General features: G+C 65.8%; 18 protein-coding genes. 15 read left to right on the top strand and 3 right to left on the bottom strand.

Annotated features, from left to right (window positions below; genetic code table 11):
- Nucleotides 1–38: 38 nt before the first annotated feature.
- On the bottom strand, nt 39–650 hold the full coding sequence (locus tag D779_RS06495; RefSeq protein ID WP_043751327.1) for a GNAT family N-acetyltransferase: 612 nt from the start codon (nt 648–650) through the stop codon (nt 39–41).
- A gap of 276 nt (nt 651–926) precedes the next feature.
- Between D779_RS06495 and D779_RS06490 the strand changes: the two genes are divergently transcribed.
- The 5 genes from D779_RS06490 to D779_RS06470 all read left to right on the top strand — a co-directional run bounded on the left by D779_RS06490 (nt 927) and on the right by D779_RS06470 (nt 10,468).
- Nucleotides 927–3,257: an ATP-binding protein gene (locus tag D779_RS06490; RefSeq protein WP_052347895.1), complete on the top strand. Its 2,331-nt coding sequence runs from the start codon at nt 927–929 to the stop codon at nt 3,255–3,257.
- 66 nt (nt 3,258–3,323) lie between these two features.
- Entirely contained in the window at nt 3,324–8,126 is a 4,803-nt protein-coding gene (locus tag D779_RS20985; RefSeq protein ID WP_052347894.1) for an EAL domain-containing protein, read from the top strand.
- Nucleotides 8,127–8,354: 228 nt separating this feature from the next.
- A complete protein-coding gene (locus D779_RS06480) occupies nt 8,355–9,116 on the top strand; it encodes an MlaC/ttg2D family ABC transporter substrate-binding protein (RefSeq protein ID WP_043751323.1) in 762 nt (253 codons plus the stop codon).
- 236 nt (nt 9,117–9,352) lie between these two features.
- Nucleotides 9,353–9,841, top strand: coding sequence for a retropepsin-like aspartic protease family protein (locus tag D779_RS06475; protein WP_232424091.1), 489 nt, complete (start codon nt 9,353–9,355; stop codon nt 9,839–9,841).
- Between the two features lie 126 nt (nt 9,842–9,967).
- Nucleotides 9,968–10,468: a retropepsin-like aspartic protease family protein gene (locus D779_RS06470; RefSeq protein ID WP_232424090.1), complete on the top strand. Its 501-nt coding sequence runs from the start codon at nt 9,968–9,970 to the stop codon at nt 10,466–10,468.
- On the opposite strand, the gene D779_RS06465 is transcribed toward D779_RS06470, so the two are convergent.
- The gene (locus D779_RS06465; protein WP_043751315.1) at nt 10,458–11,762 is read right to left on the bottom strand and encodes a DUF3422 family protein; all 1,305 of its coding nucleotides are present in this window, start codon (nt 11,760–11,762) and stop codon (nt 10,458–10,460) included. The genes D779_RS06470 and D779_RS06465 overlap by 11 nt on opposite strands.
- A 233-nt stretch (nt 11,763–11,995) precedes the next feature.
- Here D779_RS06465 and D779_RS06460 point away from each other — a divergent pair, with 233 nt between their 5' ends.
- Both D779_RS06460 and D779_RS06455 read left to right on the top strand, forming a co-directional pair.
- A complete protein-coding gene (locus D779_RS06460; protein WP_043751312.1) occupies nt 11,996–13,471 on the top strand; it encodes a formylglycine-generating enzyme family protein in 1,476 nt (491 codons plus the stop codon).
- Entirely contained in the window at nt 13,455–14,414 is a 960-nt protein-coding gene (locus D779_RS06455; RefSeq protein WP_232424089.1) for a PfkB family carbohydrate kinase, read from the top strand. Before D779_RS06460 ends, D779_RS06455 begins: the two co-directional genes overlap by 17 nt.
- A gap of 32 nt (nt 14,415–14,446) precedes the next feature.
- Here D779_RS06455 and D779_RS06450 read toward each other — a convergent pair whose 3' ends face one another.
- Nucleotides 14,447–15,487: an NADP(H)-dependent aldo-keto reductase gene (locus D779_RS06450; RefSeq protein ID WP_043751309.1), complete on the bottom strand. Its 1,041-nt coding sequence runs from the start codon at nt 15,485–15,487 to the stop codon at nt 14,447–14,449.
- A 108-nt stretch (nt 15,488–15,595) separates the two neighbouring features.
- Between D779_RS06450 and djlA the strand changes: the two genes are divergently transcribed.
- The 8 genes from djlA (at nt 15,596) to trpC (ending at nt 24,279) form a co-directional block, all read left to right on the top strand.
- The gene (djlA, locus tag D779_RS06445) at nt 15,596–16,456 is read left to right on the top strand and encodes a co-chaperone DjlA (RefSeq protein ID WP_232424088.1); all 861 of its coding nucleotides are present in this window, start codon (nt 15,596–15,598) and stop codon (nt 16,454–16,456) included.
- A 203-nt stretch (nt 16,457–16,659) separates the two neighbouring features.
- On the top strand, nt 16,660–17,352 hold the full coding sequence (gene rpe / locus D779_RS06440; protein WP_043751296.1) for a ribulose-phosphate 3-epimerase: 693 nt from the start codon (nt 16,660–16,662) through the stop codon (nt 17,350–17,352).
- A 31-nt stretch (nt 17,353–17,383) separates the two neighbouring features.
- Nucleotides 17,384–18,058: a phosphoglycolate phosphatase gene (locus D779_RS06435; protein WP_043751294.1), complete on the top strand. Its 675-nt coding sequence runs from the start codon at nt 17,384–17,386 to the stop codon at nt 18,056–18,058.
- Nucleotides 18,059–18,177: 119 nt separating this feature from the next.
- On the top strand, nt 18,178–19,677 hold the full coding sequence (trpE, locus tag D779_RS06430) for an anthranilate synthase component I (protein WP_043751292.1): 1,500 nt from the start codon (nt 18,178–18,180) through the stop codon (nt 19,675–19,677).
- A 115-nt stretch (nt 19,678–19,792) separates the two neighbouring features.
- Nucleotides 19,793–21,544 carry a DUF6880 family protein gene (locus tag D779_RS06425; protein WP_043751290.1) on the top strand — a complete coding sequence of 584 codons (1,752 nt, stop codon included), beginning with the start codon at nt 19,793–19,795 and terminating at the stop codon, nt 21,542–21,544.
- A gap of 57 nt (nt 21,545–21,601) precedes the next feature.
- Entirely contained in the window at nt 21,602–22,183 is a 582-nt protein-coding gene (locus tag D779_RS06420) for an aminodeoxychorismate/anthranilate synthase component II (RefSeq protein WP_043751288.1), read from the top strand.
- Between the two features lie 14 nt (nt 22,184–22,197).
- Nucleotides 22,198–23,217: an anthranilate phosphoribosyltransferase gene (gene trpD / locus D779_RS06415; protein WP_043751278.1), complete on the top strand. Its 1,020-nt coding sequence runs from the start codon at nt 22,198–22,200 to the stop codon at nt 23,215–23,217.
- Nucleotides 23,218–23,481: 264 nt separating this feature from the next.
- A complete protein-coding gene (trpC, locus tag D779_RS06410) occupies nt 23,482–24,279 on the top strand; it encodes an indole-3-glycerol phosphate synthase TrpC (RefSeq protein WP_043751276.1) in 798 nt (265 codons plus the stop codon).
- Nucleotides 24,280–24,375: the final 96 nt, after the last annotated feature.

Raw genomic sequence — 24,375 nt, 5'->3', positions numbered from 1 at the left:
TGTGTGCGAAATGTTCCTGGTCCGACAGGGGTTGGCGATCAGGCCCCTCCGGCCGGCTCCAGCGCCTTGAGCCAGAAGGTCATCGGCTTGGGGCTCTGCGCCGTTTCGTCCAGGTCCTTCCAGGTAAAGGTGGTGGATAGCTCGGGGTGCTTGACGTAGCCCCGGCGGGTCCAGAAATCGTCCAGCGGGACATAGTCCGGCGGCCGGCGGGGATGATCCGAGGGGCGCTGCACCCCGCAGAAGGCCGTGTGGCCGAAGCGCCCGAGCCGGCGCGCATAGTCCTCGCGCTCGGCGAAGAAGCGCACGCCGATGCCGCGTCCCCGGTACTCGGGGAGCAGGACGGACTCGCCGAAATAGAAGATCCGCTCCGGATCGTGGCCCCGCTCCAGGAAAGGGCGCTTGAAATCCTCGGTTTCGTCGGCCATGGGCAGTCCCGTCGAGGCGCCGACGATCCGCCCGCCGTCGAAGACCAGCACGAAGAGGCTTTCGGCGGAGCGGCTGTAGGTCTCCAGATAGCCCTCCTCGTATTCCATGTCCCCGTCGTACAGATAGGGCCATTCGCGGAACACGCGGATCCGCAGCTCGGCGAGCGACGGCACATGGGGGGCGACGGCGCCACCCGTGAAGCGTGCGACGGTCAGATCGGTCATGGCATCTCACTCCCGCTGTCTGGTGCCGGCTTCGGGCGAGCGGATCTCGAGATCATCCCGAGTCCGTTTGCCGCTCGATCGGCTGGATATCCTCAGCTTTGCCGAGCATGGGGCTAGAATGCAATCCCCGATCGTCTCCGGGGGCCCGAGGGTGTGGGCCTCCGCGCGCTTTTCGAGGTTTCGGCGACCGCGAGCCTCGTCTCGAACCTGGCCAAGGGGGCTGGGGCCTTTGCGTCCGGCCATGCTCTGTTCCGGGAATCACGGAGGTGGATCGCAATGATCACTCTATTCCGCGACCTCTCCATGCGCTGGAAGGTCATCTCGGTGGTGATGCTGGTCATCCTGCCGGTATTGTCGCTCTCGGCCGTGGTGGTGGCCTACATGGATATCGTCGGCATGCGCGCCGGCCTGGTCGAGCAGGTCAGCGCCCTGTCGCGTGTCGCCAGCATCAATATCCAGGCCGCTCTGGCCTTTCGGGACCCGGAGACGGCCGAGGAAGTCCTGAACGCCTTGGGCAGCGAGCTCGACGTGGTTCGGATCTGCATCCGTACGCGCGAGGGCGAGCTGTTCGCGCGCTATCGCAGTCCGGCCGCTCGGCACGAGCTCCAATTGCGTCAGATCGAGCAGGACGAGAAGGGGCGGCTGAGCCAGGCCGACTTCGACGCCGTCGGCTCCGGCAAGGCGATCACCCGCTTCCGTCGAAGCTATCTGGACGTCAGGTTGCAGGTCTCGGCGAAGGGCAAGCCGTTCGGGACCATGGATCTGCAGTACGACACCAGCGATCTGCGCCAGCGTATCCTCTATCAGTTCGCCCTGGCCCTGGCCGTGTTCCTGAGCGGCGTGCTGCTGGCCTTCCTGCTCGCGGCCTGGCTCCATCGTCTCATCTCGCAGCCGATCCACGGGCTGGCGCGCGCGATGCAGGACTTGGCCTCCAGGCGCGATTATTCGATCCGGCTCGACGTGGGCCGCGCGGACGAGCTCGGCATGCTGATCCGCGCCTTCAACGGGATGCTGGAGCAGATCCAGCTGCGCGACGAGGAACTGCGCCAGGCGCGCGATGCCGCGGAGCAGGGCAGCCTCGCCAAGTCGCAGTTCCTCGCCTCCATGAGCCATGAGATCCGCACGCCCATGAACGGCATCATCGGCATGATCGAGCTGCTGTTGGGGACCCGGCTCGACGATCGCCAGCGGCATTTCGCGAGGACCGTCCAGCTCTCCGCCGAATCCTTGCTGGGGATCATCAACGACGTTCTGGATTTCTCCAAGATCGAGGCCGGCCGTCTCGAGCTCGAGCATGTCGCGTTCGACCTGCGCACGCTCATGTCGCGCACGGCCGAGCTGCTGTCCGAAACCGCCCGTCGCAAGGGGTTGGATCTCTCGGTCCGCATTCCGCCCCATTGCCCCGGCCGGGTCGAGGGTGATCCGGGCCGGTTGCGCCAGGTGCTGACCAATCTCCTGTCGAATGCCGTCAAGTTCACCGAATCCGGATACGTGCATTTGAGCCTGCGGTGTCTCGAGGAGTCCGAACGGGAGCTGCACTTTTCCATCGAGGTCCGGGATACCGGCATCGGACTCAGCGAGGAGGAGCAATCGCGCATCTTCGAGCGCTTCAGTCAGGCGGATTCCTCGACGTCGCGGCGTTATGGCGGGACCGGTCTGGGATTGGCGATCAGCCGGCAGCTGATCGATCTGATGCACGGGACCCTCGACCTCGAAAGCAGGCCGGGGCGCGGATCGGTCTTTCGGATCGAGCTGACCCTGCCCAAGGCTCTCTCGGGCACTTTCGGCGAGGAGCCGGACTTGAGCGGTCTGAGGATCCTGCTGGTGGACCGCGATCGCTCGGCCTCCAGCGTCTTGGTCGGTCAATGCGCCGAGCGGGGTGGTCATATCGAATGGGTCGCCGAGCTGGGCGAGGCGATGGAGATGGCGCTCACCCAGGCCGCCGCCGGCCAGGGCTTCCCGGTCTTCGTTCTGGAGGCGACGCAGCTTCCCGGCTCGGACCAGCCCGTGGGGCGAGTGCTGCGCGATCTGCTCGATCAGTCCCGTGCGGCCGTGCTGCTCGGCGAGATGGATCAATCGGATTCGGGGTGGGATGACCTCGTCTATCTGACAAGACCTCTCGACTGTCACCGTTTGGCGAGCCACTTGAGCGCGATTATGCCGGCGTCCTCTCGGGCCGGGGATGAGGGGTTCCAGGGCGATTCTGGCTCGGCGGCCATCCATCCCCGTCTCGGGTTGCGGGTGCTTGTCGCCGAGGACAATCCCGTCAACCAGGACGTGATCGACAGCATGCTCGTCGAGCTGGGCTGCCAGTCGAAGCTCTGTGCCGATGGTCAGGCATTGCTCGCCGAATTGGCCCGTTCGGATTACGATCTGGTACTCATGGATTGCCAGATGCCCGCGATGGATGGTTACGAAACGACCCGGCGATTGCGTCTCCGGGAGAGGATGCGGGGCGGACGGCTTCCCGTCATCGCCCTGACCGCCTACGCCATGGAAGGCGATCGCGAGCGCGCGCTGGAGGCCGGGATGGATGATTATCTGGTCAAACCGTTCAAGCTGTCCGATCTTGCCGAGATGCTGCAGCGCTGGACGACACTCGAGTGATGGCTTCGTGACGCATCGGATGCCACTATTTCCCGACATGCCGTAAACGATGGAGGGGCCATCGGAATGAAGTCGCCATCCTGTTCGTCGGTCAGCTCAACGCTGCGGCGCATATCGGCCATCGCGACCCTGACCGCGCTCTTGCTCCTGGTGCCGGTGGTGGTCGTCATCCAGTCGACGCCCGATCGGCTCATCGCCAATGCCGCCCTTCTGCTGTTCGTGCTGCTGCTGGCCATCTCCATGGCCTGGCTGATCGCCGAGCGTCTGCAGCGGCGCGTGCTCTTCCCGCTCTCCTCCCTGGGGTCGGTGGTGGAGCGCGCCCTGCGCGAGGGCGACTACGGTCTGCGTGCCTCCTTCTACGCGGCCGAGGAGCTCGACCGCATCGTCGCCGGCTGCAACGGTCTGCTCGAGCAGCTCGAGCGGCAGGCTCAGCGCGACGGCTGGTATCTGAGCCAGAAGGAACGGCTCGAGCAGCAGTGCGAGGAGCGTTGCGCGCATCAGATCCAGGCCAATCTGATCATCGAGCAGCAGCTGCGTCAGGCCGAATCGGCCAGGCGTGCCGCCGAGCATGTCCTGGATGTCGCGGACCAGGTCAAGCAGGCCAAATCCCAGCTGCTCGCCAACCTCATCCACGAGATCCAAACCCATCTCGGCGGTGTCCTCGGGATCGGGGAGCTGATGCTCGGAACCGATCTGCCGAGCGATCAGCGGCGTCTTCCGACGGCGCTGATCCGTTCCGGGCAATCGTTGCGCATGGCGATCAAGGACATGCTCGACGTGGCCCAGATCGAGGCGGGACGCATGCGTCTCGGCTCGGGCGATTTCGTGCTCGCCGATTGCATCGAGGAGGCGCTGGCCGGACTCGCCGACCGCGCCCGCGCCAGGTCCGTCGAGCTGGTCGCGCGGCTCGATCCGGATCTGCCCCATGCCGTTCGCGGGGATCAGGTGCGGCTCGCTCAGGTCCTGGGGATCCTGGGGTCGGCTGCGATCCGCGTCGCGCAGGATACCGAGATCCTGGTTCGGGCCAGTCTGGATGGATCCAGCGGCGAACGGGCGACGATCCGGGTCGAGGTGCGCCTCGCCAGCATGGAAACGAGCGTGCGCGATTCGGGTTCGGCGTTCGAGGATTTTTCTTTGCTGGGTCTGATCGCGACCACCTCCGTCGATACCAATCTGGGGCTGTCGATCGCTCGCGACCTGATCGCCCTGATGGGCGGCACCCCAGGCGTGCTGGACGATCCCGGGCATGGCGAAGGGGTCTGGTTCAGTCTTCCGGTGACCGTCAGTCATTGGGACCTGCCCTGGTCCGCGGCGCGCGCCCATCTCTCGGGCATGCGGATGGTCCTGGTCGGACCAAGCGATCAGTCGCGCGAGGCAATGAGCGCCTATGCCGCCGAAGCGGGCATCCTGGTCTACGAGTGCTCCGAGGCATCGGAGGCTCGGGAGGTCTTGTGCGAATCCCACGAGGGGCCGGCTCCGTTCGATCTATTGGTCGTGGATTCGGCGCTCAGGGATCTGGAGTCGCTGCTGTCCTCGGTCTCGCTGGCGGAGACCCGGGCGCTCGATCAGGTCGCTCGGGTCCTGCTGGTCTCCGCCGGCGACGACTGGGGCGAGGATCGGGGCGCCGGACTGATCGTGGACGCCCGTCTCGTCAAGCCGGTACGGCGCGAACAGATGATCTCGACCCTGGCGAGCGTGACGCGGAGCGGTTGGGATCTGCCGGAGATCGGCGAGGATGCGGCCTTGGATCTGGGCAACCTGGAGCCTCTGGGGATCAAGGTGCTGGTTGCCGACGACAATGCCATCAACCAGGATCTGGTGATGGCGATGCTCGCGGCGCTCGGATGCGAATCTCGCGCGGTTTTCGATGGGCAGGCGGTGATCGACGCCTGTGCGGCCGAGTCCTTCGATGCCGTTCTCATGGATTGCAAGATGCCGATGATGGATGGCTACGAGGCGGCCCGTCGTCTGCGTCTGCGCGAGCATGGCGGGAACGGCCGGCGCTTGCCGATCATCGCCCTGACCGCGCATGCGATGGAGGGGGATCAGGAACGCTGTCAGGCCGCCGGCATGGACGATTACCTGACCAAGCCCGTGTCGCTGAGGTCGATGCATCGTACCCTGCTGCGCTGTGTGGGCCGAGGGTCCGGTATCGCGTCCGTTTCCGGGGCGAGCGGCCGTGGCGCGATCGGCCTGCAGGGCGCGCGGGCGGCATCCTCCGCGCCCGCAGAGACCGGGCCATTCGGTCTGGACGACCTCGAGGCGATGCCTCTGCTCGATCCTCGGGTGCTCGACGAGGTCGGCGCGATCGATCTCCAGTCCGGCTCGGCGCTGGTGACCCGGATGATCGCGAGCTATCTCGATTCCGAATCGGTCCTGGTCGCCCGAATTCGCGACGGCGTCGAGGCGGGACAGCCCCAGCAGGTGGCCGAGTGCGTCCAGGCATTGCGCTCGGCGGCCAAGACCCTCGGGGCGATGCGCCTGACCGCGCTCTGCGATCGCCTCGAACGCGCGTCGCGCGGAGGCGGCCCCTTCTACCCGTCGGCCCAGGTGGCGATCTCGTTGGAGCGCACGGCGGCCGAGACGCGGCGTGCCATCAGCCAGCGCTCGAGCGCGGACGCGGCGACCGCCGATGCTCAGGTGCTCGAGCGGCTCCCGGCATCTTCCCCGCCTTCGATCGCGCCAACGGCGATCGGCTCGGGTTCGCCGGGTGAGGCTCCAGGCGGCGAAAGCGATGCGTCCGGCTCCTACGATCGGCATTCGGGACGCGATCGTCCTCTGATTCTGGTGGTCGACGAGGATCCGGGGACGCATCTGGTGGCGCAAAGCACCTTCGATACGTGCGGCTTCCGCTTCGCCGGTGTCAGGGACGGACAGGGCGCGTTCGAGGCGGTGCGGTTTCAGCGTCCCGATCTGATCGTGCTCGATGTCATGGCCCCGGTCATGGATGGCTACGAGACCTGCCGCCGATTCCGCCGGCTGCCCGGATTCGAGCTGATTCCGATCCTCATGGTCACCGGGCTGGACGACCTCTCCGCCGTCGAGGCGGCCTACGACTCGGGTGCTACCGATTTCTATCCCAGGCCGGTCAACTGGAGCCTGCTCGTCCATCGCATCCGCTATCTGCTGCGCAGTCACGGTACCCTCGCCGCATTGCATCTCAGCGAGGCGCGCAATGCCGCGCTGATCGCCGCGATTCCCGATGTGCTCATGCGTCTCGACCGTCAGGGCCGGGTGCTGCAGATCAAGTCGGGGCCGATCCTGGACAAGGGCCTGGATGGCGTCGAGACCGGATCGAGAACCCTCTCAGACCTGCTCCCCGAGTCTGTCGCCGCGTCGATTCAGCGCGAATTGGAGACGGCCCTCCCCGAGCTGGGTCTGCGCGAACTCGAGATCGAGGTTCCGGTCGAGGACGACGAGATCCGCGCCTTCGATGTCCGGCTGATCGCGGTCGATGCCCAGCAGGTGATTCTGCTGCTCCGCGATATGACCGAGAAGCGCCGACGTCAGCGTGTCATCCATCAATTGGCCTATCAGGACAGTCTCACCGGTTTGGCGAACCGCCAGCAGTTCAATCAGGACCTGGCCTCGGCGCTGGCCCTCTCGCGTCGCCGCGACGACCGTCTCGCCCTGCTGTATCTGGATCTGGACCGTTTCAAGCGCATCAACGATTCGCTCGGCCACGGGATCGGGGACGAACTGCTGCGCGGTGCTGCGAAACGCCTGCGCGAGGCCGTCGACGAGGTCACGGCGGAGGCCCGCGTGCGGGGCTCGGGGCGAGGCGCCAATGTGGCCAACACCGTGGCCCGTCTGGGGGGCGACGAGCTGACGGTGATCCTCAAGGGGTATGGCGTGTCGCGCGTGGCGAGCCGTGTGGCGGAGCACGTCATCGAGCGCTTTCGCGAGCCCTTCCATTGCTCCGGTCACAGCATCGTCTGTACGGTCTCGATCGGAATCGCGCTCAGTCCGGAGGATGGCGAGACGGCCGAGACGCTGCTCAAGCACGCGGATACGGCCCTCTATGCCGCCAAGCTGGATGGGCGCAACCTCTACCGGTTCTTCACCGCCTCGATGGGCGAGTCAGCCTCGCTCAAGCTGGATATCGAGTCGCGTCTACGCCGAGCCCTGGATCGCGGCGACTTCAGGCTGCTGTATCAGCCGATCCATGCCGTCGGCTCAGGGGAGATACTGGGCGTGGAGACTCTGTTGCGCTGGCACGATGAGGATCGGGGCTGGGTGGAGCCGGGCGAATTCATCGCGGTCGCCGAGGAATCGGGTCTCATCCTGCCGATCGGGGAGTGGGTCATCGAGGAGCTGAGTCGCCAGTATGCCGACTGGTCGCGCGATGGCGTGGCCTTCCCGGTCTCGCTCAATCTGTCCGACTGTCAATTCAGCGATCAGGGCCTGATCAACCGGCTGATCCGGATCGCCAAGGAGCGTCCGCGCGGCACGATCGAACTCGAGATCGGCGAAAGCCTGCTGCTCGCCCGGGATGCGCGTCTGATCGAGACCCTGGGGCTGCTCAGGGATCATGGCCTGCGGATCGCCGTCGACAATTTCGGCACGGGCTATTCGTCGCTGTCGCAGCTGAAACAGCTGCCGATCGATACGCTCAAGATCGGCCGGGCATTCGTCCGCGAGATCGGGCGCGAGCCGACCAGCGAGCTGTTGGTGCGGACCTTCATCGCCTTGGGGCGTGAGATCGGCCTGAGGGTGGTCGCCGAGGGCGTCGAGACTCAGGAGCAGTATCGCTTCCTCGAGCGCGAGGGCTGCGATGCCGTCCAGGGCCCTCTGCTGGCCAGTCCGCTCGCCCCGGATCAGCTCGCGCAGGGTCTCGCGGTGGGCGCTCTTCCGGTGTCGAGCATGTAATCGTCCCGGCCGATTGACCGGCGCCAACTTGCTTTTCGACAAGGTCGTTGGCAACCTCCCGCTCGACCGATGATCCATGCGATCGAATGGCCGCTCGTGCAGGCGCCTGTTGCCGCTCGGCATCGGTCGGAGCGCCAACGGCTCCGATTCGACGGGGCCAAACCCGGTGGTCGCCATCGGGGCGCGCTCGATCAGGCTTGCAGAACATAAACGAACCGGAGGAAATCGATGAAAGCATCTGCCGCGTCCTCGAGTGCCCTGTTGCTCTGTCTGTCGGCGGGGCTCGCCGCGCAGCCCTATCCCTACCCCTCTCAGCCCGGATCCGGCTACGATGGGCCGGGATCCTTCGACTCCGCGCCGTCGCCGGCCATGCCGTGGCGCCCGGATGCCTATCCTTCGGACTACGCCCGACCCATCGCACCCTCTCGGCACCAATCCCTTGATTCGATGTCCGGCGACCGTTCGGCGTCGTCTCCGCCGCAACGGCCGGTCAGCCCTGTGGCCGAGGCGGCGGCTACGCTCGAGGAGGGCATGGACCGCCTGCTCGATTTCCTGTCCGCGAACGCCTCCGCCAACAAGCTACAGGTCGCGGCCTTTCTCGACCGCGAGATCGCACCCTATTTCGATTTTGAATACATGGCGCAATGGGTCGCCGGACCCGCCTACAGCGGCATGTCCGACGAGGATCGGAGGGATCTGGCGGCTTGGCTGGAATCCGATTTTCTCAGCGTGCTGGCCGGCAATCTCGGCGGTTACGATGGCCAGCGGATCCGCATGCTGTCGCCTCGGCGCGGGCCGCGCGGCGCGGTCGGCATCAAGGTGGCGATCCTGCGCCCAGGCACCTATCCGGCGACCCTCGAGTTCCGCATGGCGCCGTCCGACGCGGGCTGGCGCGTCTATGATGTGGTCGCCGACGGTCAGAGCGCCGCGGCCTTCTATCGGGTGCAGTTCCAGCGCATGGCCGGGCAGATGCCGGTGGTCGGCCGCTGAGCGACGTTCGGGACCCTCGACTTGAACCGCAAAGACGCGAAGCGCGCGAAGGATATCGATGTGGGGTCGACGACCCTCGAGGAGCTCCCCGGTGCGAGAGTGACTCGAGGGCGGATGGGCCAGAAATCCGGTGCCTGCCTCGCGCTCATTGCGGCTCGAATGTCCTCTTCCCGCCCCTCATGAGGAGAGGTTCTCGGTCCAACGCCGGCGATCTGTCCACGCGGATCGGGCGCCTCATGCTGCTGGGCGCCTGGGCGGTCGGTCTGGCGCTGCTGTTCGGCTTCTTCGATCGGGTCATCGATCGTCAGGTGAATCCCAATTCCGATCCGGTCGCGACCCTGGGACCGGACGGTGCCCAGCAGGTCGTGCTGCGGCGCAATCGTTCGGGCCAGTACGTCGCCTCGGGGCGGATCGAGGGCCATCCGGTGCGCTTTCTGGTCGATACGGGGGCGACCAACGTCGCCCTGCCGCTCGATCTCGCGCGCAAGCTCCAATTGCCGCTGCGCCCCGGCGGGAACAGCATGACCGCGAACGGCATGGTGCGGACCTGGAGCACCAGTCTCGATCGCCTCGAACTCGGCGGGCTCGTGGGACGCGATGTCCGCGCGAGCGTGCTGCCGAACATGCCGGGCGATTCGGTGCTGCTGGGCATGAGCTTTCTCAGGCATCTCGAGCTCGTCCAGCGCGGCGACACCCTGACCTTGCGCCGCCACGCGTCGCCTTGACGACCGGCGCCCGCCTCCTCACCCTCGGTTTTTCGCGGTAAGCTCGCCCCGGTCGAAGACCTCGGCATGGGGGTTCGAGGGCGTGGAGCGCATCGCATCGAGAGGTGTCATGAGTTGAAAACCCGATTGAATACGCGGAAATTGGGCCTGATCGCGCTCGCATCCCTGGGCGCGCTCATGGTAGCGGTCGTGCTTTCGAGCGGTGGGCGCGGCAACCCCAATCCGCGTCCCGTGGCCTATCTGGGCGAGGGCGGGGTGCCTGAGGTGGTGCTGGAACAGAACGATTTCAGTCAGTACGTGGCCACCGGTCGTATCAACGGCAAGAAGGTCGAGTTCCTCGTGGATACGGGATCGGTCGACGTCGCCATGCCCTACCGCATCGCCGAACGGCTCGGGCTGCAGATGACCCCGGGGCACGTCAGCAAGACCGGCAACGGCAACGTCCAGAGCTGGGTCGCCTGGCTCGACAGCGTCGACATCGGGGGGCTGGCCGTCGACCGGGTCAGGGCGACCGTGCTGCCCAACATGCAGGGCGACCAGGCCCTGCTCGGCATGGCCTATCTCAAGCACCTGGAGGTGATGCTCTCCGGCGGCCGCATGACCCTGAGGCCCTACGTCAGTCCCTGACCTCCTCGGACTTGAGCAGACGCGCCTTCATGCGCCGCAGGCCGAGCCAGGCGGTCAGAACCACCAGCGGAACCGAGAGCCCGGTGGCATAGCCGGCGTCGATCGGGACGCCATGGGCCTCCAGGCCCTTCAGCAGGTATCCGACGAGACCGACCCCATAGTAGCCGATGGCGATCACCGAGAGTCCCTCGACGGTTTCCTGCAGCCTCAGCTGCAGCTTGGCACGCTGATCCATGGATTCGAGCAGGCCGCTGTTCTGCTCCTGGAGACCGACCTCTACCCGCGCGCGCAGCAGACTGGTGAGACGCGCCGCACGTTCGGCGAGATCCTGCTGGCGCCTGGAGGTCGAATCGCAGGTCGCCACGGCCGGGGCGAGCCGCGCCTCGAGGAATTCGGTGAAGGTCTGCAGCCCCTCGATGCGTCTTTGACGCAGCTGTTCCAGGCGCTGCTGGACGACGGCATAGTAGGCGCGCACCGCCTCGAAGCGATAGCTGGTGCGCGCGGTCACGGCCTCGATCTCCGAGGCCAGGGTCGTCAGCACCTCCAGTAGATCGCTTTCCGAGCAGTGCTCGGAGGTTTCCTGTTCGCTCATGCGCGCGGCGACCTCGACGAGGCGGCGGTCGGCCTGGCTGAGGATGGCGTTCGCCTCGCGCGCGGCGGGCAGTCCGATCAGCGCCATGGAACGATAGGAGTTGACCTCGAGGATCCGCTTGACCAGCCGTCCCGCCTGATTGTCCGAGAGTCCCTGATCGCGAATCAGGATCCGCGAGAAACCGTCGCCGTGAATGCGCATGTCCGACCAGGCGCGCGCGGCGCCGCCGACGACCTGCGAGCCGATGATCTGGTTGCTCGAGAAGAAGGAATCGAGTTCATCCTGCGAGCGCTCGGGCATGTCGCGCGATTCGATCGCGAGCGAGATTGCGGTGATCACCTCGCCCGGTATCTCGCGCAGCCAGTCCTGGGGGAGATCCCGCAACACGGGCTGGGCGAATGGGTGGACGAAGGGTCCCCGCTTGCTGAAGGTGTAGGAGACGAATTCGGTGTGTCGCTCCCAGCGCATGCGGATGTCGCCCAGAACCGCCGAGTAATGCTGATCCACCTGGTCGGGGACCGGAAGTCCGAAGTGCTCGAGCAGACGGATCAGGTGCCGGACGTTGCGTCCGCTGCCGCGCTCGCCGCAGACCGCCGCCAGGTGCGAGACGCGCTCGGGTGCGCGTAGGGGCTCGTAGGTGCGTGCGTGCAGCTCGGCGATGGCCTGATGGCGCAGTGGGTGTTCCTTGAACGGCAGCGGCATGTTGCGAATGCTCCTCGTGGCGATGGGCGGAACAGAGTATCCGCAATTCATGTCCTCACAAAGTCATGGGCTGCCGGAATGCTCGAGGGGCTTGTTGAAGTGGCCGACGTTTTCGTGGATAAGTACAACTCGCCCTGGGTGTCCAGACCGGTGCGATGCGGTCCTCGGGGCCGCATGCCGTTCCGCTATCCTGGACGTTCGGATGATTTTAAGCCTTTGAGATGCCTTTCGGGATGACTGAGCAAATCGACTCGCAATCAGAGTACGAGGACGAGTCCGAGTCTTTGCGCAAGACGCTGGAGCAGATGCGCAAGGAAGCGGAGGACGAGGTCGCGCGACTCAACCGCAGGCTCGCGGAGCGCGAGTTCGCGCCCGACAGCTCGGTCGCGACCGCCACCGAGCGTCTCGCCATGCAGCAGGAGATGATGGTCCTGCAGCAGACCCTGGAGGCCAAGGAACAGGCGCTCGATCACATCACCGAGGAATGCCGCCGGCTCGAGGATCAGATCGAGGACCAGAACATGGTCTGCGATGGACTCAAGCAGGAGGTCGAGCGCAAGGACAGGCAGGTCAAAGAACTGGAGTCCGAGCTGCAGAATCTGCGCGACGAGGTCAGGATGCTGGAGAGGCGTGTCGAGGAGCCACCGCCCGTCGTGGTGGCGCCGACGGCCCCGGTCGATAAGGCGCCGCCGAGGAAGATTCCGACCTCCTGGATACTGATCGGCGCCCTGGTCATGTTCGTTTTCCTGTCGGCCGGCATGCTCAGTTTTCTCTATCTGTTCTGGGATCGCATCCATATCCGTCTCCCAGGGCTGGACTTGGGCGGGGGGAGCGTGGCAACCCAGACCATCGTCGCCCAGGGAACCTCGTCATTTCCTCCGGTGGAGGCCGATGCCGGCCGGCCGCTCGAATCGGCCGCCGATCCGGTCGTGACGGCCGAGCCGGTCCCGGATGACGTGGCCGCGGCATCTCCCGGGATACCTCCGCGCATCCGCAACGACCGTCTGAGCAATGGCACCCTGGGGCCACCGATGATTCTGATCGAGGGCGGCGCCTTCACGATGGGGAGCACCAGTCCGACGGGCGAGGATTTCAGCCCCGCGCACGAGGTGAGGGTCCGCCCCTTCTGGATCGGTCAGCACGAGGTGACCTTCCAGGAGTACGACCGTTTCGCCCGGGCGAGCGGGATCTCGCCGCCAGACGATCGTGGATGGGGACGCGGATCGCGGCCCGTGGTCGGCGTCAGCTGGAACGATGCCGGGGCCTACGTGGCCTGGCTCTCGCGCGAGACCGGCAGGGCGTATCGGTTGCCGACCGAGGCCGAATGGGAATATGCGGCCCGGGCATCAACCGATACGCCTTACTGGTGGGGATACGGCATGACACCGGGGCGGGCCGTCTGCTTCGATTGCGGGACCCGCTGGGACAACCGTTCGACCGCTCCCGTCGGCTCCTTTCCCGCCAATCCATTCGGGCTCTTCGACACGGCTGGAAATGCCATGGAATGGGTCGACGATTGCTACAACGGCAGCTATCGCGGCGCCCCGAGCGACGGACGCTCCTGGCTCGCCGGCGACTGCTCGCAGAGGGTCGCGCGCGGCGGTGCCTTCAACAAGCCGTCCTCATCCATGCGTTCCTACGTACGCTCGCACTTCGCCTCGGGAGCGCGTCTCAACATGATCGGATTCCGCGTTGCCCGAGACCTTTGAGCGCGGCTCGCGGTTTTCCCGCCCGGCCGTGCGTTCGATCCTGGGCGTCGGCATCGCCACCCTGGATATCGTCAACGAGGTCGAGGTCTATCCGGCCGAGGATGCCGAGATGCGCGCCTCCGCCCAGCGCCGAGTGCGCGGCGGCAACGTGGCCAACAGTCTCGGCGTGCTGGCCCAGTTTGGACACCATTGCCGCTGGCTCGGGACCCTAGCCGACGACGATACCGGCCGTTGGATTCGCGAAGACCTCGCGCGGCAGGGTATCGATGCCGCTCATGCGGTGGTGCATGCGGGTGGAGCGACGCCGACATCCTACATCGCCTTGAGCCGTGCCAGCGGCAGCCGGACCATCGTTCACTATCGCGATCTGCCCGAGCTGGATGCGGATGGCTTCGATCGGGTGCCGCTCGAGGGTCTGGACTGGATCCATTTCGAGGGCCGCAACCCGCTCGAGACCCGCCGTATGATCGACCGGGTGCGTCGAATCGCGCCCGGTCTTTCGGTGTCCCTCGAACTGGAAAAGCCCCGCGATGGCATCGAGACGCTGCTGGAGGGTCCAGACGTCATCCTCGCCGGTCGCGTCTTCGCCGAGGCGCGCGGTTTCGAGGTACCCGAGTCCTTTCTGTCCGACCTCATGTCGCATACCAGCGCCCAGCTCTGCGTCCTGGCCTGGGGCGCGGCGGGTGCCTTCTTCCTGGTGCGTGGCGCCGAGGTCGAGCATGTTCCCGCCGTGCCGCCGCCGCGCGTCCTCGACACCCTGGCCGCCGGGGACACCTTCAACGCCGCCGTGATCGATGCGCTCGCACGGAGTCTGACGCCGCGCGAGTCGGTCGAGCGCGCCGTCGGCCTGGCCGGATTCAAGTGCGGGCGCATCGGCCTGGAGGGTCTGATCGACGAGGCCCGCAACGCCGGGTTGATGTTTCAACCCCATTCAGACCCGTAGGGTGCGGTGAGGAACGAACCGCACCGAAGCGATCAAGGCGCCGGATTGGGCTGACTCACATGGATCGCCTCGATCTCGGCGACCACTTCCTCGTCCAACTCCAGATCGATGCTCGCCAGATTGCTCTCCAGCTGTTCCAGTTTGGTGGCGCCGATGATGTTGGCGGTGACGAAGGGACGGCTGGTGACCCAGGCGAGCGCCATCTGGGCCGGATCCAGCCCATGACGGCGGGCCAGCGCGACATACTCCTCGGTCGCCCGCTCGGACTGTGGGTTGGAGTAGCGGCTGAAGCGCTCGAAGAGGGTGATTCGGCCGTCGGCGGGCCGCTGGCCGTTCAGATACTTTCCGGACAGCATGCCGAAGGCCATCGGCGAATAGGCCAGCAGTCCGCATTGCTCGCGGATGGCAATCTCGGCCAGTCCGATCTCGAAGCTGCGGTTGAGCAGGTTGTAGGGGTTTTGGATGCTCGCCACGCGCGGCAGTCCGTGCTGCTCGGCGAGGGCGAGAAAGCGCATCAGACCCCAGGGCGTCTCGTTGGAGACGCCGATGTGGCGGATCTTGCCCGCCTTCACCTGATCGGCGAGCACCTCCAACGTCTCCAGCAGCGGAACGCTCGGCTCCTCTTCGTCCGGGGAGTATCCGAGCTTGCCGAAGAAGTTGGTCTTGCGGTCCGGCCAGTGCAGCTGGTAGAGGTCGATCCAGTCGGTCTGGAGCCGTTTCAGACTGGCGTCCAGCGCCGCCTCGATATTGGGGCGGTCGAGGCGGTGCGTGCCGCTGCGGATGTGCGGCAGCCAGTCCGCCGGCCCGGCGACCTTGGTCGCCAGGACGAGACGCTCGCGTCCCCCTCTGGATTTCAGCCAGGTGCCGATGTATTCCTCGGTGCGGCCCTGGGTTTCGGCGAATGGCGGAACCGGATACATCTCGGCCGTGTCGATGAAATTGATTCCGGCCGCCACCGCCCGGTCCAATTGGGCGTGTGCCTCGGCCTCGGTGTTCTGCTGTCCGAAGGTCATGGTGCCGAGGCAGAGTGCGCTGACCCGGATGTCGGTTTGCCCCAATGGTCTCAACTGCATGGCTGTCTCCTCTCTGGATGCGCATGATATGTTGCTTCGATCGAGCCGGGGCTCGAAGGTGCCGCGATCGATTGTACCCGCCGCAGGGGTACGAGCCGGACGCGGCGGGTGACTGAGTCGGAGGGAGAAGACGTCATGGGTTGGTGGGGCACGGCTGCCGGAGGCGCGCTGGGTCTGATGTTCGGTGGTCCGGTCGGGGCCATGTTCGGTGCCATCCTGGGGCAGGGCGTGGATCGCGGTCTGGCCAGTGGCCGCCTGCGCTCGGGCCTGGGCGGCGAGGACCGGTCGCGCATCCAGGAACGCTTCTTCGAGGCGACCTTCAGCCTCATGGGGCATATCGCCAAGGCCGACGGCCGGGTCAGCGAGGCCGAGATCGCCTATGCCGAGGCCGTCATGGATCGCATGGCCTTGCCGCCGCCATTGCGCCGCACCGCGATCGGGCTCTTCACCCAGGGCAAGGCGGCGCAATTCGACGTGCATGCGATGGTCGCCGGGTTCCGGTCGGTCTGCTCCGGTCAGCGCGCCCTGCTGCGTCTGCTGCTGGAGGCGCTGCTGGGCATGGCCCATGTGGATTCGGCGCCCAGTCCGGCGCAGCGCGATCTGCTCGACCGGGTGCGTCGCGAGCTGAAGATCTCGGTGCCCGAATTCGCCGCCCTGGAGCGCCTGGTGATCCTGCAGCAGCGCGTCCAGGCGGCGTCCGGCCGGGCGCCAGGTTCCGGTTCCTACCGACGCCCCGAGACGGAGACGTCCAGGTATCGGCCTCTGGCCGAGTCCTATGCCACCCTCGGCATCGAGCCCGAATCGGGTCCCGCCGAGATCAAGCGCGCCTATCGGCGTCTCCTGAGCCAGCACCATCCGGACAAGCTGGCCTCGCGCGGCCTTCCCGACGAGGCCCTGCGCATGGCGGCCCAGAAGACCCATGAGATTCGGCGCGCCTATGAGGAGATCGCTCGGGCCAGGGGGATATGAGGGTGTATCCCCGCCGCTCGGGTGATCGGGGCCGAGTGAAAATCTCATTCGCATGGGTTAGAGTTGCCCGCTCGAATAAGACGTTGCCCACTCGAAAGATCCGGTTGATCGCTCGAACAGGCGCACCCAATTCCTACAAAACGAAATCCTGATACTGATCGTGGCCCGAACGCCCGGTCATGCAGTCTGGGGGGACACCACAGATGGCGATTGATCTCATTGCACCTTCGATTCTCTCGGCTGACTTCGCCCGGCTCGGCGAAGAGGTCGACAACGTCCTGGCCGCCGGCGCGGACATCGTCCATTTCGACGTCATGGACAACCACTACGTGCCCAATCTGACCATCGGTCCACTGGTGTGCGAGGCCCTGCGCAAGCACGGCGTCACCGCTCCGATCGACGTCCATCTGATGGTCAAGCCGGTCGATCGCATCATCCCCGACTTCGCCGCGGCCGGCGCGAGCTACATCACCTTCCACCCGGAGGCCAGCGAGCATGTCGACCGCACCCTGCAGCTGATCCGCAACGAGGGCTGCAAGGCCGGTCTGGTCTTCAACCCGGCGACCCCGCTCACCTATCTCGACTATGTGCTCGACAAGGTCGACATGATCCTGCTGATGTCGGTCAATCCGGGCTTCGGCGGCCAGAGCTTCATCCCCTCGGCGCTCGACAAGCTGAGCGAGGTGCGCGAGATCATCGACGATTCGGGCTTCGACATCCGGCTCGAGATCGATGGCGGGGTCAAGGCCGACAACATCGCCGAGATCAAGGCGGCCGGCGCCGACACCTTCGTCTCCGGGTCCGGGATCTTCGGCAAGGCCAAGGACTCGGATCCGCACCGCTACGACAGCATCATCGGTCAGATGCGCGAGGCCCTGGCCTCCGTCGATCGCTGAGACACGGGACCAATCGAGGAGCGGTCAAGGCATGCTGCGGCCCAAGATGATCTTGCTCGACCTGGACGGAACGCTCGTCGACAGCGTTCCGGATCTCGCCTACTGCGTCGATGCCATGATGGCGCGTCTCGGTCTGCCGGTGCGCGGCGAGGCCGCCGTGCGCAACTGGGTCGGCAACGGCATCGAGCGCCTGGTGCGCCGGGCGCTGGTCGGCCAGCTGGACGGCGAGCCGGACGAACTGGACTACCAGCGCGCCTATCCCATCTTTCTCGAGCTCTATGCCGAGAATACCTACGGCCGTTCGGCGGTCTATCCGGGCGTGCGCGAGGGCATCGACTTCCTGAAGGCGGCCGGCTACCCGCTCGGCTGCGTCACCAACAAGGCGCGGTGCTTCACCGAGCCGCTGCTCGAGCATCTCGGGCTCCTCGACGACTTCGGGATCCTGGTCTGCGGCGACACCCTGCCGCGCAAGAAGCCCGATCCCCTGCCGCTGCTGCACGCGGCCGGTCACTTCGGGGCCGCGCCGGAGGATTCGCTGATGGTCGGCGATTCCATCAGCGATGTGAAGGCGGCGCGCGCGGCCGGTTTCGGGATTATTTGCACCAGCTACGGTTACAATCACGGCCAGGACATTCGCGATTCCAATCCAGATGCCGTGATCGACTCACTCTCCGAACTCCAAGGCCTTCTGGCCCCGGCGGCCTGAACCGGGTACCGAGGCCAGCAGCATGTGCACACCGGCAAGACGAGCAATGCTAGAGCGGCGATGGCGACGCTAGGACGCCTCCGCCAACCCTAGTTTTTTGTTTTTGCTCGGAGATCCCGATGACCCCGAAGACCTTCCGTGCCCTGTCCGATCAGGGCTACAACCGTATTCCCGTTTCCTGCGAGGTGCTCGCCGACCTCGAGACCCCGTTGAGCGTCTATCTCAAGCTGGCCGACGGCCCCTATTCCTATCTGCTCGAATCGGTCCAGGGCGGCGAGAAATGGGGGCGCTACTCCATCATCGGCCTGCCCTGCCGCACCCGCATCCGCATCAGCGGACGCCGGATCCGGGTCGAGCGCGACGGGCAGGTCGTCGAGGAGGTCGAGAGCACGGATCCGCTGGCCTGGCTGGAGGAATTCCAGCAGCGCTTCCAGGTCGCCGACATGGCCGGGCTGCCGCGCTTCACCGGCGGGCTGGTCGGCTATTTCGGCTACGACACCATCCGCTACATCGAGCCCCGGCTCGGCGACTGTCCCAATCCGGATCAGCTGGGCACCCCGGACATCCTGCTGATGGTCTCGGACGAGGTGGTGGTGTTCGACAACCTCAGCGGACGCATGTACATCGTGGTGCATCTGGATCCGACCGCGGGCGACACCCTGGAGGCGGGCGAGGCCCGGATCGCCGAGCTCACCGACCGCATGTGTCACAGCATGCCGAACGTCGACGGCGGATCCCGGCGCGAGGTCGACGAGTCGGACTTCGTCTCCGGCTTCACCGAGGACGGATTCAAGCAGGCGGTCGAGCGCATCAGGGAATACATCTTCGAGGGCGACTGCATGCAGGTGGTGCTGTCCCAGCGGCTCTCGATCCCCTTCCAGGCGCGTCCGCTGGACCTCTATCGGGCGCTGCGCGGGCTCAATCCCTCGCCCTATATGTATTTCATGGATTTCGAGGACTTCCAGGTGGTGGGCTCTTCGCCCGAGATCCTGACCCGGCTCGAGGACGGCATCGTCACCGTGCGTCCCATCGCCGGCACGCGCCGGCGCGGCCAGTCCGAGGAGGAGGACAGGGCGCTCGAGGCCGAGCTCCTCGAGGATCCCAAGGAGCTGGCCGAGCATCTGATGCTGATCGACCTGGGCCGCAACGACGCCGGTCGCGTCGCCGAGATCGGCAGCGTCCGGGTCACGGACCGCATGATCGTCGAGCGCTATTCGCACGTGATGCACATCGTCTCCAACGTGATCGGCGAGCTCAAGGAGGGCATGAGCGCCATCGACGTGCTGCGCGCCACCTTCCCGGCCGGCACCGTCTCGGGCGCGCCCAAGATCCGCGCCATGGAGATCATCGACGAGCTCGAGCCGGTCAAGCGCGGGGTCTATTCGGGCGCGATCGGCTACATCTCCTGGGGCGGCAACATGGATACCGCCATCGCCATCCGCACCGCAGTCATCAAGGACGGAACCCTGCACATCCAGGCCGGCGCCGGCATCGTGGCCGACTCCCAGCCGGAGATGGAATGGCAGGAGACCATGAACAAGGGCCGCGCCGTCTTCCGCGCCGTGACCGCCGCCGAGATGGGCGTCGATCGCTATGGCTGCGGCGTGAAGCGGGTCTGATCTTCAGCTTCCAGCCGTCAGTGATCGGCCACCGGCGGTCAGGCATCGCGAGAACCCTGTCGCAGATGCCACGCTCGGCTGGTCGCTGACTCGATTCCTCTCGGATTCCCTCATCATGCTCAGCGATTTGATTACGATCGATCAACTCGAGTCCCTCGCCGGAAAGAAGGTCTTCTGGCGGGGCAGGGATTACTTTGCCGCCGATGCCGTGGGGCGAGTGCGTGTAATCGGCGACCGGATCAAGGCACGGGTCGAGGGCACGGAGAGCTATCAGGCCGAACTCTGGGACGCGGAGGGCGAGCTGGGCTACGACTGTAGCTGTCCTCACGCCGCCGACGGCTATTTCTGCAAACACTGTGTCGCGCTCGGTCTTGCCTGGTTGGGTGGGGCGGCGGATCTGCCTGATATCGGGGAGGGCGAGGCGGATGCGCGGCCCGATCCGCTGCATCTCATCCGCTGCTATCTGGAGACCCTGCCGGCCGAGATCCTGATCAGCCTTTTGATGGATACGATTCACGACGACGATCGGCTCTATCAGTCGCTCCTGCTCAAGGCCGAGCGCGGGCGTGCCGAAAGCGATGGCGATCGGATCGAGATCTTCCGGCGCGCGATCGATACCGCGACCCAAACTGGTGGCTACCTCGATTGGCACGAGGCTGGCGACTTTGCTCGGGATCTGGATGCGGTCGTGGATTCGCTGGAGGAGTTGCTCGAAGCGGATTCGGCCGTGCTCTTGGTCGAGTTGAGCGAATACGCGATCGAACGGATCGAAGAGGCGCTGCAGGAGATCGACGATTCGAGCGGCGAGGTCGGTGGTGTCCTCGAGCGGTTGAGCGAGCTGCATCGGGAGGCCTGCGAAAAGGCGGATTTGGATCCGACCGAGCTGGCCGAGTGCCTCTTTCGGATGGAGATGCAGCCCGCGATCGATCTATGCGGCTTTGGTCCGCTCCGCTATAGCGATGCGCTCGGCGCGACGGGGCTCAAGCGGTATCGGGAGCTGGTGGAAGAGCAGTGGCGCGAATTGGGGCCGCGTGGCAGTCAGGAGCGTTATGATTCCCATCGCGTGCGGATTACCAGTCTCATGGAGCAATTGGCCAGGGCCGATGGCGACATCGAGGAGTTGATCGAGATTCGCTCCCGTGACCTCACGTCCTCCTATCGTTATCTGGATATCGCCGAACTCTGGGTCGAGGCCGGTCAGCCGGATCGGGCGTTGGAATGGGCTGAGCGTGGCCTCGCCGCCTTTCCTGATCGCCCCGACAGTCGGCTGCGCGATTTCTTGGCGGCGGCCTATCTGGATCGTGGGCGGCAGGATGAGGCGCTGCAGCTGACCTGGATCCAGTTCGAGGAATATCCCTCCCTGGTGGTCTACCAGAAGCTCGCTCAGGTTGCCGAGCGGATCGGTATCTGGCCAGCTCAACGCGAACGGGCGCTGGCCTTTCTGGAGGAGTCGATGCAGTCCGGAGCATCGGCCATCTTGCAGTGGCCATCGAGAACGGGAGAGCCCAACTATTCGACACGTTTGCAGATCGCGCTCTGGGAGAAGGATCTGGACGCCGCCTTGGCGACCGTCGAGCGAGGTCGCTGCGAGTCGCACCTCCTCATCACGCTGGCCGGCGAGCTGGAGGCATCGCGTGCGGATGCGGCGGTCGGCATCTATCGGCGGGTCATTCCGCCCATCGTCGAGCAAACCAACAATCGGGCTTATGACGAGGCGATCCGTTTGCTTCGCAAGGTCGGAGACTTGATGAAAACGCTCGACCGGCAAGCCGAGCACCTCGATTATCTGCGCGATCTGAGGGTTCGATACAAGCCCAAGCGAAATTTCATCAAGCTGCTTGACGGGTTGCTGAATCGCGTGTCTTGACGAACGCTGATTCCGCCTACTGATTGGCTCGAGACAGAATAAGGGGATGGCTGCAACATGCTGCTGATGATCGACAACTACGACTCCTTCACCTACAACCTGGTGCAGTATTTCGGCGAGCTGGGGGCCGAGGTGAGGGTGGTGCGCAACGACGAGATGAGCGTCGAGCAGGTGGTCGCGCTCCAGCCCGAGCGCCTCGTCATTTCTCCGGGGCCCTGCACCCCGAACGAGGCCGGTATCTCGGTGCCGCTGATCCGGACCATGGCCGGGCGGGTGCCCATCCTCGGCGTCTGTCTCGGACACCAGTCCATCGGTCAGGCCTTCGGCGGCCATATCGTCAAGGCGTCCGAGGTCATGCACGGCAAGACCTCCAAGGTCCATCACACCGACCAGGGCGTCTTCTCCGGCCTGTCCAATCCATTCGAGGCGACGCGCTATCACTCGCTGGTCATCGATGTCGAGACATTGCCCGAGTGTCTGGAGGTGACCGCCTGGACCCAGACCCCGGATGGCGAGCGCGAGGCGATCATGGGCGTGCGTCATCGCGAACTGGCGGTCCAGGGCGTGCAGTTCCACCCCGAGTCCATCCTCACCGAGCACGGCCACGCCATGCTGCGCAATTTCATCGAGGACCGCTGAGCGAGGAGTCCGATATGGAGATGAAGGAGGCCATCGCCCGCTGCATCGAGCGCCGGGACCTGAGCGGCGCTGAGATGACCCAGGTGATGCGCACCATCATGACGGGCGGCGCGACGCCGGCGCAGATCGCCGGATTCTTGGTCGCGCTGCGCATGAAGGGCGAATCCGTGGCCGAGATCGCCGCCGCCGCCTCGGTGATGCGCGAACTGGCGAGCGGGGTGGAGCTGGACAGGCTCGATCACACGGTCGACATCGTCGGGACCGGAGGCGATTCGTCCGGGACCTTCAACGTCTCGACCACGAGCATGTTCGTCGCCGCCGCCGCCGGCTGTCGCGTCGCCAAGCACGGCAACCGCTCGGTTTCGAGCAAGTCGGGCGCGGCCGACGTCCTGGAGGCGGCCGGCGTGCGTCTGGATCTGACCTCGGACCAGGTCGCCCGCTGCGTGCGCGAGGTCGGTGTCGGCTTCATGTTCGCGCCCGGCCATCACAGCGCCATGAAGCACGCGATCGGGCCGCGCCGCGAGCTGGGCGTGCGGACCATCTTCAACGTGCTGGGTCCGCTGACCAACCCGGCCGGGGTGCCGAATCAGGTGCTGGGCGTCTTCAGCGAATCCTTGCTGGAGCCCCTGGCCCAGGTGCTCCAGCGGCTGGGCAGCCATCACGTCCTGGTCGTCCATTCGCGCGACGGCCTGGACGAGATCAGCATCGCCGACATCACGGACGTCGCCGAGCTCAGGAATGGCGAGATCCACCGCTACGGTATTCGCCCGGAGGACTTCGGTCTGGCGCGTTCGGACCTGGACGCGATCCGCGTCCGGGATCCGGCCGAGAGCCTGGAGATGGTCCGCTCGGTCCTGGCCGGTCAGACCGGCCCGGCGCGCGACATCGTCCAGCTCAATGCCGGGGCCGCCATCTATGCGGCCGGCCGTGCCGAGACCCTGGCCGAGGGCGTCGCGACCGCCGGCGAGGTGCTCGCGAGCGGAGAGGCGGCGAGACGTCTGGAGCAGCTGGTGGCGCTGACGAGTGGTTTGTAGCTGCCAGCTTCCAGCCGCCAGCCTTCAGCGGAGCTTGCAGGGTTACTTGGCTGTTTTCTCATCTGGTTGGCCGCTTGCATCGATTGCGTAGAGACTGAGCAAGGGGCAAGGATCCTCGTAGGATGCGATGAGCATCGCGAATCGCATCGTTCGCGATCGGTGCGGTTCGTGCCTCACCGCACCCTACGGCGCCTTCCGACATCAAGCTGGAAGCTGACAGCTGTAGGCTGGTAGCTCCCATCCATCCCACAACGGCAGAACGACATGGCAGAGACCCCGGATATCCTCAAGAAGATCGTGCGGCGCAAGGTGGAGGAGGTGCGTGCCTGCGCCGAGCGTCTGCCCATGTCCGAGCTCGCGGCGCGGATCCCCGATGCCTCGCCGGTGCGCGGCTTCGCCGACGCGCTCGCCGCCCGCGTCGCAGCCGGACAGCCGGCGGTGATCGCCGAGGTCAAGAAGGCGAGCCCCAGCAAGGGGCTGCTGCGCGAGGACTTCCGTCCGGCCGAGATCGCCGCCAGCTATGCGCGCTCGGGCGCGTCCTGTCTGTCGGTGCTGACCGACATCGATTTCTTCCAGGGTTGCGACGCCTATCTGATCGAGGCCCGCGCGGCCTGCGACCTGCCGGTGATCCGCAAGGACTTCATCATCGATCCCTATCAGGTCCGGGAGGCCCGGGTCATCGGGGCCGACTGCATCCTGCTGATCGCGGCCTGTCTCGAGGACGCCCAGCTCGCCGACCTGAGCGCGCTGGCGCAATCCTTGGGGATGGACGTGCTGGTCGAGGTGCACGACGCGGAGGAGCTGGAGCGTGCACTCGCGGTTCCCGGACGTCTGATCGGCATCAACAACCGCAATCTGCGCACCTTCGAGGTCTCGCTGGACACCACGCTGGGTCTGTTGGAGTCCGTTCCCAAGGATCGGCTACTGGTCACGGAGAGCGGCATCCTGGCGCGCGAGGACGTGTCCCTGATGCGGGAGAATGGGGTGAACGCCTTCCTGGTCGGCGAGGCCTTCATGCGCGCCCCGGATCCGGGTGCGCAGCTCGCCAGTTTGTTCTTCTGAGGACTGTAGGGCGCAATAGGCCGCCTTCGAGGGTGGCTTCGTCGTTTTGCTGCCGGTGAAGCGTTCGATGAGCTGGCGCCGTTCGATCTTGGGGGC

Origin of the sequence: Imhoffiella purpurea, assembly GCF_000585215.1 — a bacterium.
GTDB classification, from domain to species: domain Bacteria; phylum Pseudomonadota; class Gammaproteobacteria; order Chromatiales; family Chromatiaceae; genus Imhoffiella; species Imhoffiella purpurea.
Note: the sequence above shows the minus strand (reverse complement) of the source record. Positions and strands in the feature narration are given on the sequence as shown.